Below are 17,316 nucleotides of genomic sequence, written 5' to 3'. Positions count from 1 at the left end.
AATATGTTCGATAAAACAATGACGTTCTCCGTCAACGAGGACCGAGAAGCAGAGCTGAAGAAAAATCTCACGATAATCTACGACGCTCTCACCCAGAAGGGATACAACCCCGTTAATCAGATAGTAGGCTACATCCTCTCAGAGGATCCTACATACATCACGACCCACAATAACGCAAGGAACCTTATCCGTCACATCGACCGTGACGAGCTTTTGCAGGTGCTTGTAAGGTCATATCTTAACGCATAATAAAAAGGACGGTCACGAACCGTCCTTTTGTTTTTTATAAGTTATCTCAGCTGCCGTAAGGCCTGAAGCATATATTCAGGTCAACGTCGCCCTCGATGCCGGGGATATGTCCCGTATTTGAATACTGCCAGATCTTGAAATCATAGTAGTACGAAGGCTTGTCGCCGTACTCTGCCAGCCAGAAGTCGTAGTCCTTTATCCTCGGGAGATCCAGCTTGTGCATGGCTGTTCCCGTGTTCTGGTAGACCATGGGAGTGTAGCCCGAATCCTTTATCCTCTCGCAGAAAGCCACGCAGCAGTCCGCAAGAGCCTCAACGCTGACGTCGTCGGTACGGGCGCTGTCGGTATGTACTATCTCCCAGTCGTATACAACGGGGTAAGTGATATCGTAGGGAGCAAGAGCGTCTATCATGGCGTCTGCTTCCTCAACAGCCTCGTCTGCGTTGGTAGCCTGAGAGTAGAAATAGGCTCCCACCTTTATGCCTGCCTTCTGTGCGCCCTCGATATTGCGCTGGAACGCTGAATCGTAGGTGATGATACCGTCGCCGTAGGTGCGGTAGCCCACACGGATAAATGCAAAATCTATATCCGCCTGCTTCACCTGCTCCCAGTCTATCTCACCCTGGAACTCCGAGATATCTATTCCCGTGGTGGATATGACCTGACCGTTCTCCTCGTAGTATGCGTAGCCGTTCCTCATGGTAAGGCCGTCCAGGTTGAGAGTGCTCGCAGGCACATCTCCGTATATGGGCACGAATATCTGTCCGTATGTACTGTCGTTCATAAGGAGCTTCTTGCCGTCCAGCTGATAGAACGACTCCTCCTTGTCGATGACTGCCCTTCTGCGTACCTGTGGCTTATCCGGATCAGCATTAGCAGGTACGGCGTCGTTCCTGCCCTTTATGAAGCCCACCCAGATCAGTCCCACCGCAAGGAGCAGTATGATGACCGCTTCCAGTATGGCAATGCTCCTGAAGCGTATACGTTTTTTGTTGTCTGCCATTTTGTCCTCCATTGTTTTTTATATTTTTGTAAGTATATGATACCACATTTTCCGACCTTTGTAAACATTATTTTTGCTGTATATGATAACAGTTTTGTCACTTTCGGGGGTTTCACAGAATTTTCAGAAAAAAAACATTGATTATTGCACGGCAATGGTGTAAAATCTATATGCAGAAAAAAATCATGAACGGAGGAATATCATGGATTACACCTACAAAACGAAGAAGGTCTGTGCACAGGAGATCAGCTTCAATATCGAGGGCAGCGTCATCACAAATATAAGATTCGTGGGAGGCTGCAACGGCAACCTCAAGGCACTGTCAAAGGTGCTTGACGGCTGGACAGTGGAGGAGATAGAGGCAAAGCTCAAGGGCAACACCTGCGGCATGAAGCCCACATCCTGCGCAGATCAGCTCTGCGTGGCAGTCCGCGAGGCCTACGAGGCACAGAAGAACGCATAAGACCATATATATCCGATCCCCGCAGCAGACCGCCGCGGGGATCTTTTTGTCTGAGTATAGCCTCTCACCGGCTGACGTGCCCTGATTTATCCATCATTTTTGCGTCTCCTTACTTTTTCCTCCCCACAAAATCATTTATCCCCGCAAGGAGGGTAAAGGCCACCTTTCCGCGGTATTCCTCCGTATTCAGCAGCGCTGCCTCATCGGGATTGGACATGAAGCCGCACTCCGCCATGACCGTTGGGTTCTCGCTGTAATAGCAGAGAAAGAGCTCCTTTCCGCACAGCTTTATCTCGCGGTCGTTTTCGGGCTGAAGAAGCTCCCTGAATCTGTCCTGGAGCGCCCTTGCAAGAGCTTCGCTGGAGCTGTTGCTGCCCGAGTAGAACATCTGCGCCCCTTTGAATCTGGGATCGGTGAACTGGTTCTGGTGTATGGAAACGCATACCGCGTTATCGCTTCCGTTGAACACTGCAAGGCGGTTATCCATATCCGAGCTTTTCTGCGCGGCGATACCCTCTATCCCCTCATCGTGGATAGATCTGTCTGTATCTCTGGTAACTCTGACCTCGTAGCCGCTGACCTCCAGCAGATCGCGGAGCCGCAGCAGTATATCCAGGTTTATGCCTTTTTCGGGAACACCCTCCGCAGATGTGCAGCCGCCGTCTATGCCGCCGTGCGGCGAATCAACTAAAACTAAGTCGCGTTTTTGGCTTAAAACAGGCATTTGTACATATATTATATCATGTATTTTTTATTTGTCAAGAGTAAAAAAGATCCATAGAGCGAAAACTCTATGGATCACATTCTCAGATATGGTTTGCGAGATAATCATAGGTATCTCTGATATAATTCATGATAGGATCAAGCTTTACAAGCAATATTGTTCCCGGTATTCTGACTCCCGCTGAAGCGGCACCGATTGCTTCAATTATCTTTTCACGTTTTGGAAGATTGGCTTTCAGAATCGTTCTGCATACATCATTAGCAAGGAAGTTGTCTGTGAAGATATTTCCTTTTTCGGCATCTATCCTCGGCACACCTGTTGCAATAAGTCCGAGATTATAATCAAAATACGGAGCAAGCCCGATAATTTCACCTGTGGTGCTGTTCCGCAGAACTCCTGCGTTCTGATTATGACGGTCGTCATTATGGAGCAGAGCGTCATAGAATATCATCATAACATAAGGCGTTATCAGCTTTTCATCAAGTCTCGGAATTATATATTCAGGCTCGTCATGATCGCTGAAATAATTACAAAAGGGCTCGAAATCCACCTTTGCATTATCAGTAAAATCTTTTGATACAATAAAATCAGAAGTAATACCTGTTTCCTCAGAAGTATAGGACATCCGCTCATACTCAGCAACATTTACGCCCATAGCCTTGAGGAAAAGATAGGCATAGTATTCGCTGATAAGCTCTTGTGTATTTCCCTGTTTGAACATATACCAAGCATCATCGATATATCGCCATGCCTTTTCATAGCTGCCTACTGTACCAAGCTCTCTGTAGCCCGAAGTATCTCCGCTGTTTGAAGCAGAAGCACCATAAAGTGCTATATCAGCAAGCTCCTCATTATACTTTTTCAGCGAACGATAGTCCAATGTTTCATCAGACCGCTGTATCCACCAGTTATCGGTAATAGAGATTCCGTGTCCGATATCTATTACCTGACCTAAATCATCAGGAGTACGCAGTCTCAGAGCCTTGAACAGCTTTCTCGAATGGGAGCGGTGAATATCAACTATTCTGTTATCCAGCCATATTTCAAGCGGCATTCCTAATACAAAACAGGCAGGGCAAAGCGCCTTGTCAAGTATTTCCGATATTCCGTTTTCATCTGCAAGTGCAATAATCTTATCTCTGTGCATTACCTTATAACCCATTTTATCACGCTCCTCCTCAAATTGTACGCTGTACGATACAAATATCATTATTTTTATTATATCACACCATATAGAAGTTGTAAACATATTTTCATAAAAATAACGGTATGCCGCATAACAGCATACCGTTATAATTTCCAGTGAATATGAATCTCGCGCTCTCCGTTCTTGCCGCTCTCTCCTATTTCGACATAGTCAATGAACTCGTCGGCGATATTACGGTCAAGCTTGTCAAAGTGAGTATACTGCCTGATCAGAGCCTTCTGCCCCTCAGCATTCTCCTGACGCTTTCGGCAGACCGAAATCAGCTTACTTACCTCTGCTACCTGTTCCGCAAGATCGTTCTCCTCATCGTTTAGACTCTTACGGAACATTGCATAGTCGTCATCTGACAATAATCCGTCAAGCTTCTCCTTGTACACCTTAACAAGGCGCTCCTTAGCTGTTTTATGCCTGTCTTCAAGTGTACTGAGTCTGCGATTAAGCTCCTTTAGCTGTTCGGAGTGAATATCCGCAAGCTTAATCTCGTCAGCATTGCAGAACTGCTCCACGATTATGTTAAGCTCGTCAAGGATATGCTTTTCGAGGATAAGACCGCTGATACTTGATTTATTGGGGCAGTTCATTGCGCCAGTCTTATATGTGGCGCATTGCATACCATAGTACTTTATGGTCTTTGCCTTGTTATAATAAATATTCCGTTTCATGGGACGTCCACAGCAAGCACATCTTACCTTGCCTGACAGCGGTGGGAGCTCCTGTGAGCGTTTTCCCACTCTACCATGGCTGTTAAGACGTTCCTGTGTGCGTGACCATGTTTCAGCGTCGATTATCTGCTCATGGGCATTCGGTATTCGTACCCATTCCGCCTGCTCCACCTGCTTACGCTTCTTATTTTTGTAGCTGATGTGGTGAGACTTCCCCTGCACAAGCGTCCCGGTGTACACCTCGTTATGTAAAATCCTTGCAACAGTTGACTGCGTCCAAAGCCCATGTGCATTGCTTGTATCAGCATTAGTATTAACGTACTTTGAGCCCTTCTGACGCTTATACTCAGTTGGACTTACGATACCGTCGGTATTCAGCTCCTGAACTATCCTGCGGTAGCCCTCGCCGCTGACATACATATCAAATATTATCCGCACAACAGGTGCGGTCTCCTCGTCGATAACGAGGTGGTGCTTGTCCTCGGGATCAATTTGATAACCGTATGGCGCAAAAGAGGCTATAAACTGCCCCTGCTCTCGCTTATAAGCGAGGGTACGCCGAATTTTCGAGGAAATGTCCTTGACGTACATTTCATTATAGGCACTAGTGAACAGCCGCATCGTGGAATAGCTCTCGTTCTCCGTATCAGCGTTGTCAGCAACTCCGATAAAGCGTATGCCCCATTCAAGAAATTTGTCGTTGATGTACTTTTCAACGATTACAGTATCACGGGAAAAACGGGATTGGTCTTTGCACAAGACGATGTCGATTTTTCCAGTCTCGCAGTCCCTGAGCATACGGTTGAATTCAGGACGGCTGCGGTCAATGCCACTGTACCCGTCATCAACATAAATGTCATATATCTCCCAGTCGCGCTCATGACAGTAATCACGAAGCATTGCCTTTTGATTCTGTATACTTGCGCTTGAATCATTCTCTGCCTTATCCTTGTCTTCTATGGACAAACGACAATATATAGCTACCTTCGGCATTGACCTCACCTCCTTGTTTTAATATGTTTTTGTTCAGTTTGTTCTCTTCACCTGACGGTTTACGAGCTTCTCTATCTTCTCTGTGACAGCTTTTTTCAAACGCTCGATATCAGCCGTTTTGAAGCTGCTTTTGGTATATATTTTATCATCCATTATTTATCACCTGCCTTTCAATTGTATTCGAGACGATCATTATATATGTTATGCTTGACCTTCTTACCTCAACAGGATATAATATAATTGTAAAGACACTTAAATAAAATAAATAGAAAGAATCCCCTCCGATTGGAGGAAACGTTATTCTTTGAAATATTTTAGTTCTGTTAACAACAGTAGAGAAAAAGTCATTTGTAATACTAAGATGCAGCATAAACAAAAACGCCATAAAAAATACAGCATATTTCATATAAAACGAATATTTTAAAAAATGTAGAAAAAGCGCGTAGTTTTTTCTTCTCATATCGTCTAATAAGTGAAAGCACAGGAAAAGCTTTCGGAAAGGAGTTTGTCAATGGATAACGGTGCAAGTAGCTACCGCCGTTTTCGTGACAATAGTGATGTACACGGATTAGATGAGATAATAATAGAATACTGCGATGGTCTGATACTTTACCTGGCAAGCATAGTCGGGAATGTTCAGAAAGCCGAAGAGATTGCCGAAGATACTTTTGTCCTGCTTGGCACAAAAAAACCGAAATTCAAGGAAAAAAGCTCGTTCAAGACATGGCTCTATACCATCGCCAGAAATCTTGCGGTAGATTATATTCGCAAAGATTCAAGGAAGAACTGTATTTCTATTGAAGATACACCTGAAATGATAGATGATGAAACTGCTGTTGAAGAGGCTTATATCAGGAAAGAACAACAGATTATGATACATAAGGCAATGCGAAAACTCAATCCGAAATATCAACAGGTGTTATGGCTCATTTATTTTGAAGGATTTAGTAACAAAGAAGCTGCAAGGATCATGAGAAAGAGCCTCCGCAGCCTTGAATCCATTCTATATCGTGCTCGTAAATCACTCAGATCACAGCTTGAAACGGAGGGGTTTGAATATGTTGAGACATGAAGAGATGATCGAGAATGTACACCGCCGCATAGCTCAATATGAGGAGGAAAAGAAAATGAAGAACTCTAAGTTAAAAAAACTTTTTTCTGCAAAAAATAATAAAACAGAAGCCACAAATGAAGATGAATACACCGAGGAAGTAACCGGCACAGATAATATAAATTCCTCGAACAACACGCTGCGTATAGTAAGCTCATTGGCTGCCGCTGCTGTACTTGTAACGGGATTAGGTGCTACAGGTTTCCTGCTCCACAAAAATAAGGCTAATAAATCAGCTTTAGCCGAGAAAGATGTTTTTTACACAGAATCGACCGAGTCTGATAATATAGTTGATTCCGGCGCTGTTGCTCCATTCGTTGATTTCAAGCAGGTATATTTCGGATTATGTAGTCTCAATGAGTCATATGACGAAGATTCAACTGATTATTCATCTGAAACATATGATAAGCTCGCTGTATTCTTGAATAATTTTACCTGGGGCGAAGGAAACGATATCAAAGAAATGGATATCCCTGATTTCAATAACTTTGAAGGCGACGGATATAATGGCAAGGGATATGCGATCAGTTGGCGAAAGGGTGACGTATGGTTTTATGTCTATGTGACAGAGAACGGAAAATCATATTATTTAGCCAAAAAATGTCAGCCTGACGGCAACTGCTTTAATTATCCTATCATCGAAAGCTCAGTATATAATATTGATTATGAAGCTCTTGATAATGGCATACAGGATATCCTGAGCAGTGACGTTCCCGATACAAGCGAATATCTCTCTAAAAGAGATAAAATGTATCTCACTCAGGGCGAATTCCGGAATGGTATTGTAGAACGCTGTAAGAGATACGATTCAGAAGCATTTATTTCCGATGTTCAAAATTCATACAACGCTCTTCAGTGCTTCCTCAGAGATGATTTCGTTGGTATGCTGCAAAAAGATAAGTCTATCGAATATAACAGCAATGATTTGCTCTTTACTGTTGCCTGCTATTATAAGACAAGCAGCACAACTACCCGCAGATTGACATACTACATCAGCAGCAATGGTGCTGCCAACCTCTGTGAATATGAGTTGACCGAATACGGTGATATCCCTACAGGCTGTTCAGACTACTATATCGACATTAAAGAGTTTGAGACTGTACTCAAAGACATTGCAAGCGGCAAGTACGATGATAAGTATTCCATCGAGGCAAAAACAACCACAACAGCAGTAACTACATCTACAACAACTACAGCTGAAACGACTACAGTTACTACTACCGAACAAACTGCACCTCCTGAGGAAGAACCGGAAGATGAACCTGTAAAAACAGAGCAGACTGATGAAGAGCTTGTAAGAGAGTTTTATATGTCAGAACATAATGGTTGGGATGGTTCCTATGAGGGCTCTTACGAGGCAATGGATGAAAACGGAAATATGGTCGATTACAAGAACGAAATAAACTATATGCTCCATAAAGCTGAGATAGTACCATTTGAAAGGGTACTTGGTCCAATTGTCGATGAAGAAGACGCTATCGAAAAAGGCAAAGAGATATTGCTCAACCTCCGAGGTCAGGAATATATAGATAATCAAAACAAAGAATATATAGTAAAACCTAATGGCATAACAGTATACAGAGACAATCCTATATATGTAGCAAACTATCATGAGGACTATGACATATGGGTATTCTATCCTACGTTATTTTCAGGTTCGTCAGAGGACGGAAAATATCATATAGCAACCCCTGGCACCGTTCCGTTCTTTTATATCCGCGGCTGTGACGGCAAGCTTTTAGCTTACTGGGGATAAAACTGAATTAAAAACAAAGCTCCGCATATCGCGGAGCTTTTTCATGTAATGATATATCGGTTCTGATTTATGTATTTACATGGTATAAATGATATGGTATAATAGGTTACAAGAAACAAAAAAAGGATCTATATATGGCAAATCAAGAGATTATTGACAGAGACACGTATAAGAAGATCAAGAAGATGAACCGCGAGGAGCTTACAAAGTTCATTCTCCAGTATGGAGACGAGCTTCTCGGAGAACAGGGCAAGACAATTGATCTCCCGGCTCTTGAGGCAGAACTCAGCAAGATAAAAGGTATCGGAGGTAAGCGCCTTGAAGAGATAATGGCTGTCATAGAAAAGTTCTTGGATGTTGAATAGACAGGAGGTATACTATGAATTGTAAAAGAATAGTAGCAGCGTTGATATGTGCTGTAATACCGTTGGGAACGACAGCACTTTCGCTGGGAGTACCTGTAACTCTTTCGGCTGAAGCTGCAACCATAGTTGACAGCGGCAACTATGGTGAGAATATCAGCTGGCAACTGGACAGTGACGGTACCCTGGTAGTCAAAGGCAAGGGAGATATGGGCGATGTAGGTCCTGTCAAAAATACTCCGTGGGTAAAAGAAAGAGATCTTATAAAAAAGGTGGTTATAAGCAAAGGGATAACAAGAGTCGGAGATCAGAATTTTAATTCTTGTAAGAACCTTGTGTCCGTTACCCTTCCCGATACTCTGAAAACCATTGGCTTTGTTGCGTTTTCTGAATGCAGCGCTCTCACTTCCATCGTAATACCCGCTTCTGTGACGGTAGTCGAACATGAGGCTTTTAAGTCCTGTAGTAATGCGGAAATAACGATCTCCTCAACAGCCACAAAGATAGAAGGCGGGGCTTTCTCAGGCACCAAATGGGAGGAAGAGCAGCTTGAGAAGTCGCCTTTTGTGGTAATAAACGGTGTTCTTCTTGCTGCAAGAATCGATACGGAAAAGATTGTCATACCTGACGGAGTTGAATGTATAGGTCGGAGATGTTTTCAGGGTTGGGGATATTGGTCAGTAACAGAGGTCGTTATCCCTGATTCGGTGAAGATAATAGAAAGCCGTGTTTTTGAGGGATTCAGATCACTGAAATCGGTGACAATACCCGAATCGGTAGAGAAAATAGAACCGAGTGCTTTTCAGAGCTGCAATTCTCTTGAAAAGGTCTGCATACTTAATCCCGAATGTGATATAAGCGACATGAATTCGACCTTTACCAACGGTGCCGGTTATGCCTATACAGGTATTATCAAAGGATACAGAGGCTCTACTGCCGAGGCTTACGCCAATAAGTATGATCGCATCTTTGTACCCGTTGATTCTGACATGGGAGATGTGAACTTTGACGGGAATGTAAACGCAGTAGATGCTTCATCAGTTCTTGCTTATTATGCACTGACCTCAACAAATCAGGACAGTAGATATGATGAGGAGCAAAAGCTTGCAGCAGATGTTGACCACGACGGAGATATCAATGCCGTAGACGCATCGAGTATTCTTGCGTACTATGCGTATGTATCGACTACAAAAGACACTCCTATGTCAATGGAAGAATATATGAAAAAGAACTAAGAAAATATACTAATTTGATGACCGCCCTTTAACGGGCGGTCCTTCTTTTATCTTGACAAATGTATCTTCATATGATATAATCGTGGCAGAACATATATTCCAATCTCGTTGTGCTTGGAGGTGAGTTGCATGTGTATGTCATTGCGTATAGAACCAAAGTAAATGGCCGAAGTACTCATAAAAATAAGAAAAATGCCCTTTGCTCAGGAAATGTCAGTAAAGCTTGGAAAGAGCCTATCCATGTCCGGTGACTTGTATCCGTCAGATATAGCACCTGTTCTTGCGTCGAACAAGCAAGGAAAAATAGCTATATTCCCTATGGCATGGGGATTTACACATAAAGCAACTCCAAAGCCTCTTGCAAACTGCCGCATAGAGACCGCTGACAGAAAAACTATGTGGAGAGACTCCTGGTACAGGCGAAGATGTGTAATTCCTGCCTCTTGGTATTATGAGTGGGGATATCCTGTATATGAAAAAGACAGTCGCAGTATGGTCGGGCACCGGAATACTAAAAAGGTCAAGTTTGCTATTCAGACCGAAGGCTCTGATATAACGTATATCGCTGGTTTATATCGATATGAGGAACACAGCGGTATGCAGATCCCTATGTTCACTGTGCTCACCAAAGAAGCAGTCGGTATTGTAAGAGATATACATGACCTAATGCCGCTTATACTGGATAAGGAAGACGTGAAGGACTGGATACGTCCTGACAGAAATCCCAGTGCTATAGTTGAGAAAGTAAAATCAGTTTATAAGAAAGCAGCTCCCTTACGGGAGCTGCTTCTTTTATTAGCTTTGTATCACTACTCTATTTCGTGTGGTTTTCTGTGTGTTTTTTATGTTATTAAAGTGCTTATACAGAATCACAGCTGCTTTCAGAATATAAGAAAGCCACCTGAATATCGGTAAAAATTCGCAATACAGGCAATTTGTTTTTCGGCGTGGTTGACAAAACCCGAACCTGCGACTTGCTCAATGTTGGTCAGAAATAAGTCTTACTGCTCGCATTATTCCTTATTTCTTCCCTTCGCAAATAAACTATACTAATCTGGCGCATCGGATTTGCAACAATACAATATCAACATAAAAAAGTCAAGAGCAACATTTAGAAAGTCTGGATAGCTTCGCAGCAAAAATATTGACATACAGAAACACAACTGATATAATTTATTGTAGTATATATACTGTATATATTTTTGATATAGGAGGTAAATTATTATGAAAATCAAGGGGGTTATTTCAATTCTTGCTGCACTTACTGTCATCACAAGTTCTGTAGCAACTGTGCCGTTCAATGCGGCTGCTGAGACAGTTTCAGAAACAGAAGCTGCTGTGGAATATAATTTCGATAGTGCTATGTACAGCGAGACGGAAGACGGCGTTACATATAATATCTTTAAAGGCGGATATGCAGCCGTTCATTATGTCAGCGATCATAATATTGAGGAATTCACAGTTCCCGAGACTATTGACAATACGCCTGTTGTAGGTATAGAATGGGGTGCATTCAGGGACTGTTCCAAGATCAAAAAGCTGACTCTAGGCAAGAATGTAAGCGTTTTTGACTGGAATGATATAGCAGAGCAGACTATCGAGGAAATAGCTGTTATCGAGGACAACGAAGCATTTACAGTTGTTGACGGTATACTTTACAGCAAAGATATGAAAACAGTTATTGCTTTCCCACCTTCAAACAGTGCAACTGAGATAAAGATAGCCGATGAAGCAGAGACAATAGATCCTTATGCTTTTATTGCGTGTCATAATCTTACAAAGATAGAGGTAAGCAATAACGTAAGAGAGATAGGCGTCGGTGCTTTTGCAGGCTGTATCAATCTGATCTCTGTAAATATCCCTGACGGTGTAAAAGAGATAAATCAGGATACATTTATTGGAACAAAAGCTCTGAAGGATCTCAAAATACCGGATTCTGTTGAGAATATTTATTTTGAAGCTTTCAGGGACTCCGGTGCTATCGTTGTTGAGGACGGTATTCACTACGTTGACAAGTGGGCTGTAGGCGCAGATAACGATATAGAACGTGCTGATATACGTGCAGATACAGTTGGTACTATCGAAGGCCTTTTCAGTGAAAAAAACAATCTTAAGGTAATAACAGTTCCTGCATCAGTCAGACATATTGGCAGATTTCTTGCCTTGGGAATTTATATGCCTCTGGAACTGGTCGTATTTAACTGTTCTGCTATTCCTGCAAGAAGCATTTCCTGCCCGACTGTAAAGGAAGTATGGATAAATGACCGCGACTGTAAGATAGAGGATGACGCAATTACTATACCTTCATACTGGAGAGAACCTAAGGAAGCTCCGGAGAGCAAAACTGACATAGATGAAGAAAACGATTATACTGTAAAGCACACTCGCGTTACTTCTGCAAATGTAGCGGCAAATACTCTGAAGGCTATAAACACTTCTCTGGTAGAGCTTGATGAGGATATTGCCCCGTCGAGCGCGACAATAACCAAGATAGGGCATTACATGGAGAAAGCCAATAAAACAAACCTGAATACAGATGATACCTCTGCAAGTGCAGAAGTTCAGCCTGTAGAGAAGGTATATTCCGCACCTATCAAGATAGGCAATCCTGCAAAGTATGATACTATAATCCGCGGATTTGAAGGCTCTACAGCTGAGGAATATGCACTTAAATACAGAAGAGTATTTGATGCCTTTGAGCCTTTGAATGTACTTGTCGGCCCTGAAATTGTCAAGGATATGGATAACGGCGTTGATTACTGGGTATACAGCAGCGGATACGCTACTGCTCAGATAAGCTCGGGCAGAGTCACATATGGCAAAGAGGTGCCAAAGGAGATAACTATCCCTGCCACCGTAAACGATGTACCTGTGAAAAATTTAAAGGTATTTCAGGGTAAATCCGATATAGTACATATCCCTGCAACTGTTGAGAAATATGTATGCCTTGTAGATGCGGCTGAGGACGGTATCGCTTATTACGATGTAGCCGAGGATAATCCTTATCTTATATCTGTTGACGGTATAATCTACAGCAAGGACATGACAAAGCTCATAAAAGTTCCGTCAAGATATGCGGGCAAGAAGATAGTTGTTCCCGACGGCGTAAAGACAATTGAGAATTTTGCTTTCTTCAGCCTTGATAATGTTGAGAGCATCGAGCTCCCGGACAGTGTTGAGATCATCGGCAGATGTGCTTTCAGTGCATCAAGAAAGCTTGAAACAGTAAAGCTTTCGGAAAATCTCGATATCCTGAGCGATAATGCATTTTCAGGCTGTACCTCACTTAAAAATATAACTATACCCGAAAGCGTGAATTACGTGGGCTGTGAAGCCTTTACCGAAACTCCTGTAGTTAAATATGAAAAAGGTCTGGGATATCTGGACGGTTGGTTCGTTGGTCCGGAACACAGCCCGGCTAATTATCCCGGAAGTATCAATATAAAGGAAGGTACTGTGGGCGTTGCAAGCTTCGGTGCATCAGGCAATGTAACTATCCCGAGCAGTGTAACAAAAATGAGCTGGGAAATGATCGCTGAGAACAGCGCAGGCCTTGTAAGAGCCGATGTTTTCTCTCATGTACTAGATTATGATGCTTTCAAGAATGCTGTATTTCTTAAAGATATCTATATCTATGATCCCGAATGTGAGATATGTGCAGGCGATCAGACAATGCGCAAGATCCATTATGAATGGAGCAGTGGTCTCGTAGGACTTCAGGAGGTAAGATATCACAAGCTGTATTCAGATGCAAGAACATATGCTGAGGAGCTTCAAGAAGTCAAGGGCAGGACGCTTGCCGAAACTGTTATCCATGGCTATGAGGGCTCTACCGCTGAGGCTTACGCTAATATGTACGGCTTGAAATTTGAGGCTATAGACGATACCAAGCTGTATAAGAACGGCGATATCAACGGTGACGGACAGTTCAATGTAGGCGATCTTGTTCTCATGAACAGGTATATCCTCGGTACTTATACATTCAATGAAAAGCAGTTCAAGTCCGCTGACCTTAACGGTGATGGAAACGCTGATATCTTTGATGTGACAGAGTTCCGCAAGAAGATACTGGCAGACTGATAAATATAATAATAGCCGCTTCTGACGTTAATGTCTGAAGCGGCTATTTTAATTTATAATTGTAGAAGCGAGTTTCGCTCGGTCTGCTTGGTTAGGAGCTGACTGGCGAGAGTATAAGAATCCGAAACCGGAACCGCTTGTGGGTATCATCGGCACAGTAATGATCGGGGGTGCCGTCTGGGCCTGTGGCATGTACCGTCAGATATGCAAGGGCATCTGGTGGGAGGACAATATTCCTGATGGCAGTCGTGTTTACAGTACTGCTCCTCCATGATAAGAAGAAATCGCCAGAGACTGAACAAACAGGAAAATGCTCCCGGTTGAGAGCATTATGTATTTCAGAATAAACCTATAACCGCATAAATAGTACAACATCGCTCCTCTGCTCGGGGAGCGATGTCATTTAAATGAACTATGTTTAAGTTGATTCGCCGTGTCCTGCGTCCAGCACGATAACGGGAATCTCGGTATCCGTATCGGTCAGTGCCGCGGGCAGCGCAGCGTTTTCGGCCCTTTCCGCCACACGGGAGGCTCCGTAAAGCGTGAACAGCGCAGCGCCGCACAAAACGGCTCCGCTGAATATCTTTCTGTGTGCTTTTTTCATTAGTATCTCTCCTTCCGCAAATGCGACGCTTCGTCACTGAATGATATTCACCGCAGGGAAGGATTATTCCCGTTTCACCCATATACCGCAGCTCCGACTATACAGACAGCAAAAAAAGCACATCTTCATAAAAATCAACAATTTTCGACTTGCCTTGTTGTGAAAATCAGTGTAAAATCATTATAATGGAAAGTATATGCTTTTCACTTGACAGGTACATCAAGCATTACAGAGAGGTGGAATGAATAATGAACAAAAAGATCAAAAGAATAGTCTCAGCACTGACAGCAGCTGCCTGCATAACAGGAGCTCCCTCAGCTCTCGGCTTCAGCAGCCTTGCTCCTCTAACGGCAATGGCGGACAGTGGGGAAATAAGCGGCGAGATCGACGGCTACAGCTACAGAGTCTTTAAGAGCCAGGAAGAAAGTCTGTGCAATTATGAAAACAGCGGTACCAACGGCTTCACTGCCGAGTGGGACGCCAAATACGATGTGACTGTCACCAAGGGCATAAGCTATGAAAATCAGGGCATAAAGGCCTATCGTGTATCGGAATACGAAATAGACTACGAGGCTGATATCACCACTGCCGGAAACGCATATATCGGAATCGGCGGCTGGTTCACTGATCCGCTGATATCCTTCAATATAGTTGAAGCCTATGGCGACTGGATGCCTCCCGGAGCAGAAGGAGACAACATACAAAAGCTTTCCACTGCTTTCATTGACGGCAAGTACTATCAGATCTATAAATGCCAGCATGGTGTCCGCGAGAATGCTTACAACTCATACTGGAGCGTCTGCATCAACAAGCAAATGGAGCTAAACCACAGCAATCATGTAGCAGGCACAGTAAACGTTGCAGAGCATTTCAAGGCGTGGAGCGAAGCAGGCCTCCCTCTCGGAGACCTTTACGAGATCGATTTCCAGCTTGACGCATTCAATAGCACCGGCTCCATGGAACTGAAGCGCATGAATACATACAGAACAATATCCAATGACTACGTTTTCGGACCCAAGGGTCAGGAGAAGGCCTATCCCAAGCATGATCCCCTCCCTGTAGGCGACGACGGCAGCATAATAACTCTGGATATGGAATGTGAAGATTTCAAGGCAGGAACCGAAGGCAACTGTACGGCAGCACTCACCGACGAACAGGCCTACAGCGACGATCAGTCCATGCAGATAACCGCAGGCGACAGCGGAGCTTTCTGTTATGAGATAGACCCCTATGATCTGCCCGTATCAATGTATTATGCAAAGAAGGATTACCTCACAGGTGCAAAAATATTCCAGAAATCAGGAAAAGATCTGTCCATGAAAGTGGAGCTGGTGGAATACAGTGACGCTCCGCAGAATTATCTCAGAAGGATATCACTGGGCACAAGAAAGTGCGTCTCGGGACAGTGGACAAGCATCACCGATATCCCGTTCACGATAAATTTTGACCCGTACCACAAGTACAAACTGGTCTACACCCCATCATCACCCGTGGGATTCTATATAGATGATTTCTGCATTTCCTCGGGAGAGCCCGAATATACCTCGGCAGCAAAGAGACTGCGCGGCGACCTCAACGGCGACGGAGTGGTCAACAGCCTTGATATCCCCGTATGCCGCAAAGCTATACTGAACGCCATGGACGATAATATGATATCCGTTGAGGGCGATGTCAACGGCGACCTCAGAAGCAATGTCAGCGACCTCGTTCTCCTGACCAGATTCGTACTCAACACCATTGACGAGATACCTGTTTCACAGGACGAAGCGGAGCTCATCATAGGAGACGCCAAAAAGACAGGAGAGACCGGAGAGCGCTCTTTCGAGATCAGCGGCGGCAAGGTGAACGATGACAGTCTCAAGGCCATCGTCAGAAAGGACGGCTCTGTCTCGGCAGAATGGAACGACACCAAGCTGTACAGACTCACCAGCTACGAATTCTACGACGGAGAAGCCGCCGACAAGAAGTGCACGGATTGCAATATCCGCTATTCCGCAGATATCATGAGTGACGGAGATATGGATATGCACTTCTACGGCAATTTCATCCACAAGGGCAATACACAGGAAACACACTTTGTTATATATGAATTCCGTACAGAAGGCGGCCAACTTGACGAATCGCTTCAGAAAGCTCTGGACGAGGGCAAACTTGGTACCGCGACCATAAACGGCAAGGAGTATTATACCGAGCACAACGGCCCTGTGTCGGAACCCTCCGCAATATTCTTCTACCGCAAGGACGCCGTTTCACCCGTTGGCAAGAGCGCCCATACCGAAGATGTGCTCTCGCTCGACGATTTCCTGGCATACTGGTTCGATGACAATACTGACGAGGATATCCTGACCTGGGCAGGATTTGAATTAGACGCCTTCAACTGCTCGGGCAACGCGGACATCAAGGAGCTGTCATTCTGTAATGCGCCCGAATATCATAAAAACTGATATATAAACCATAAACAGGCAGTCCATAAGACGGCAAAGTTTTGCCCCCGAGCGTTCCGACACGCCCGGGGGCATTGTATCAGTTGCAATTCATAAGCGATAGTGCTAAAATAACAGGAGATCATTGCATATTATCACGGAGGAAGATATGGATAAGATACGCAGACATATAGTATTCTACGGCTACGTTCAGGGAGTAGGCTTCAGATGGAAGGCAAGGCATACCGCGGAACGCTTCGGCATATCGGGCTGGGTGCGCAATATGGACGACGGTTCGGTGGAAATGGAGGCCGAGGGCACCCGCAGGGATATCGAGGCTCTAACGGAGGCTCTTGAAGATCACAGCTGGGGCAGCGTTGAACGCATAGAGTCCGAGGACATACCCGTTCACGGAGACTACAGCTTCGAGGTAAGATAACAGTC

The 17,316-nt window shown here is 44.2% G+C and carries 15 protein-coding genes; 10 read left to right on the top strand and 5 right to left on the bottom strand.

The features are described 5' to 3' along the window. Positions 1–3 precede the first annotated feature (3 nt). Entirely contained in the window at positions 4–249 is a 246-nt protein-coding gene (locus tag Q0Y65_RS09175; protein WP_297959066.1) for an IreB family regulatory phosphoprotein, read from the top strand. Positions 250–295: 46 nt separating this feature from the next. Here the strand turns inward: Q0Y65_RS09175 and Q0Y65_RS09170 are convergent, their stop codons facing one another. Further along, positions 296–1,252: a glycoside hydrolase family 25 protein gene (locus tag Q0Y65_RS09170; protein WP_297959064.1), complete on the bottom strand. Its 957-nt coding sequence runs from the start codon at positions 1,250–1,252 to the stop codon at positions 296–298. 202 nt (positions 1,253–1,454) lie between these two features. Here Q0Y65_RS09170 and Q0Y65_RS09165 point away from each other — a divergent pair, with 202 nt between their 5' ends. Next, positions 1,455–1,715, top strand: a complete 261-nt coding sequence (locus Q0Y65_RS09165) for a TIGR03905 family TSCPD domain-containing protein (RefSeq protein ID WP_297959062.1) — start codon at positions 1,455–1,457, stop codon at positions 1,713–1,715. Positions 1,716–1,824: 109 nt separating this feature from the next. On the opposite strand, the gene Q0Y65_RS09160 is transcribed toward Q0Y65_RS09165, so the two are convergent. The 3 genes from Q0Y65_RS09160 to Q0Y65_RS09150 all read right to left on the bottom strand — a co-directional run bounded on the left by Q0Y65_RS09160 (position 1,825) and on the right by Q0Y65_RS09150 (position 5,301). Continuing rightward, on the bottom strand, positions 1,825–2,439 hold the full coding sequence (locus Q0Y65_RS09160) for an N-acetylmuramoyl-L-alanine amidase (RefSeq protein ID WP_297959060.1): 615 nt from the start codon (positions 2,437–2,439) through the stop codon (positions 1,825–1,827). A gap of 82 nt (positions 2,440–2,521) precedes the next feature. After that, positions 2,522–3,601, bottom strand: a complete 1,080-nt coding sequence (locus Q0Y65_RS09155; protein WP_297959058.1) for a hypothetical protein — start codon at positions 3,599–3,601, stop codon at positions 2,522–2,524. Positions 3,602–3,729: 128 nt separating this feature from the next. Next, positions 3,730–5,301 (bottom strand): recombinase family protein, encoded by a 1,572-nt coding sequence (locus Q0Y65_RS09150; protein WP_297959056.1) that lies wholly within the window; start codon positions 5,299–5,301, stop codon positions 3,730–3,732. A 511-nt stretch (positions 5,302–5,812) separates the two neighbouring features. Between Q0Y65_RS09150 and Q0Y65_RS09145 the strand changes: the two genes are divergently transcribed. The 6 genes from Q0Y65_RS09145 to Q0Y65_RS09120 all read left to right on the top strand — a co-directional run bounded on the left by Q0Y65_RS09145 (position 5,813) and on the right by Q0Y65_RS09120 (position 13,845). Beyond that, positions 5,813–6,373, top strand: coding sequence for an RNA polymerase sigma factor (locus Q0Y65_RS09145; RefSeq protein WP_297959054.1), 561 nt, complete (start codon positions 5,813–5,815; stop codon positions 6,371–6,373). A 55-nt stretch (positions 6,374–6,428) separates the two neighbouring features. After that, a complete protein-coding gene (locus Q0Y65_RS09140) occupies positions 6,429–8,168 on the top strand; it encodes a hypothetical protein (RefSeq protein WP_297959052.1) in 1,740 nt (579 codons plus the stop codon). Between the two features lie 134 nt (positions 8,169–8,302). After that, the gene (locus Q0Y65_RS09135) at positions 8,303–8,533 is read left to right on the top strand and encodes a hypothetical protein (RefSeq protein WP_297959050.1); all 231 of its coding nucleotides are present in this window, start codon (positions 8,303–8,305) and stop codon (positions 8,531–8,533) included. 14 nt (positions 8,534–8,547) lie between these two features. Next, positions 8,548–9,765, top strand: coding sequence for a leucine-rich repeat protein (locus tag Q0Y65_RS09130; protein ID WP_297959048.1), 1,218 nt, complete (start codon positions 8,548–8,550; stop codon positions 9,763–9,765). 162 nt (positions 9,766–9,927) lie between these two features. After that, on the top strand, positions 9,928–10,680 hold the full coding sequence (locus tag Q0Y65_RS09125; RefSeq protein ID WP_297959046.1) for an SOS response-associated peptidase: 753 nt from the start codon (positions 9,928–9,930) through the stop codon (positions 10,678–10,680). Between the two features lie 309 nt (positions 10,681–10,989). Continuing rightward, positions 10,990–13,845, top strand: a complete 2,856-nt coding sequence (locus Q0Y65_RS09120; protein WP_297959044.1) for a leucine-rich repeat protein — start codon at positions 10,990–10,992, stop codon at positions 13,843–13,845. A 418-nt stretch (positions 13,846–14,263) separates the two neighbouring features. Here the strand turns inward: Q0Y65_RS09120 and Q0Y65_RS09115 are convergent, their stop codons facing one another. Next, entirely contained in the window at positions 14,264–14,449 is a 186-nt protein-coding gene (locus tag Q0Y65_RS09115; RefSeq protein ID WP_297959042.1) for a hypothetical protein, read from the bottom strand. A gap of 248 nt (positions 14,450–14,697) precedes the next feature. Here Q0Y65_RS09115 and Q0Y65_RS09110 point away from each other — a divergent pair, with 248 nt between their 5' ends. Beyond that, positions 14,698–16,893 carry a glycoside hydrolase family 11 protein gene (locus Q0Y65_RS09110; protein ID WP_297959040.1) on the top strand — a complete coding sequence of 732 codons (2,196 nt, stop codon included), beginning with the start codon at positions 14,698–14,700 and terminating at the stop codon, positions 16,891–16,893. 148 nt (positions 16,894–17,041) lie between these two features. Then, a complete protein-coding gene (locus Q0Y65_RS09105; protein WP_297959038.1) occupies positions 17,042–17,311 on the top strand; it encodes an acylphosphatase in 270 nt (89 codons plus the stop codon). Positions 17,312–17,316 lie beyond the last annotated feature (5 nt).

The organism is uncultured Ruminococcus sp. (assembly GCF_947301925.1).
Taxonomy (GTDB): domain Bacteria; phylum Bacillota; class Clostridia; order Oscillospirales; family Ruminococcaceae; genus Ruminococcus.
This window is presented reverse-complemented; position numbering and strand designations above follow the sequence as displayed.

Bases quoted from the DNA above. Each gene is read 5' to 3' on its own strand.
- Q0Y65_RS09175 (WP_297959066.1), top strand. From the start codon at position 4: ATGTTCGATAAAACAATGACGTTCTCCGTCAACGAGGACCGAGAAGCA.
- Q0Y65_RS09170 (WP_297959064.1), bottom strand. From the start codon at position 1,252: ATGGCAGACAACAAAAAACGTATACGCTTCAGGAGCATTGCCATACTG.
- Q0Y65_RS09165 (WP_297959062.1), top strand. From the start codon at position 1,455: ATGGATTACACCTACAAAACGAAGAAGGTCTGTGCACAGGAGATCAGC.
- Q0Y65_RS09160 (WP_297959060.1), bottom strand. From the start codon at position 2,439: ATGCCTGTTTTAAGCCAAAAACGCGACTTAGTTTTAGTTGATTCGCCG.
- Q0Y65_RS09155 (WP_297959058.1), bottom strand. From the start codon at position 3,601: ATGGGTTATAAGGTAATGCACAGAGATAAGATTATTGCACTTGCAGAT.
- Q0Y65_RS09150 (WP_297959056.1), bottom strand. From the start codon at position 5,301: ATGCCGAAGGTAGCTATATATTGTCGTTTGTCCATAGAAGACAAGGAT.
- Q0Y65_RS09145 (WP_297959054.1), top strand. From the start codon at position 5,813: ATGGATAACGGTGCAAGTAGCTACCGCCGTTTTCGTGACAATAGTGAT.
- Q0Y65_RS09140 (WP_297959052.1), top strand. From the start codon at position 6,429: ATGAAGAACTCTAAGTTAAAAAAACTTTTTTCTGCAAAAAATAATAAA.
- Q0Y65_RS09135 (WP_297959050.1), top strand. From the start codon at position 8,303: ATGGCAAATCAAGAGATTATTGACAGAGACACGTATAAGAAGATCAAG.
- Q0Y65_RS09130 (WP_297959048.1), top strand. From the start codon at position 8,548: ATGAATTGTAAAAGAATAGTAGCAGCGTTGATATGTGCTGTAATACCG.
- Q0Y65_RS09125 (WP_297959046.1), top strand. From the start codon at position 9,928: ATGGCCGAAGTACTCATAAAAATAAGAAAAATGCCCTTTGCTCAGGAA.
- Q0Y65_RS09120 (WP_297959044.1), top strand. From the start codon at position 10,990: ATGAAAATCAAGGGGGTTATTTCAATTCTTGCTGCACTTACTGTCATC.
- Q0Y65_RS09115 (WP_297959042.1), bottom strand. From the start codon at position 14,449: ATGAAAAAAGCACACAGAAAGATATTCAGCGGAGCCGTTTTGTGCGGC.
- Q0Y65_RS09110 (WP_297959040.1), top strand. From the start codon at position 14,698: ATGAACAAAAAGATCAAAAGAATAGTCTCAGCACTGACAGCAGCTGCC.
- Q0Y65_RS09105 (WP_297959038.1), top strand. From the start codon at position 17,042: ATGGATAAGATACGCAGACATATAGTATTCTACGGCTACGTTCAGGGA.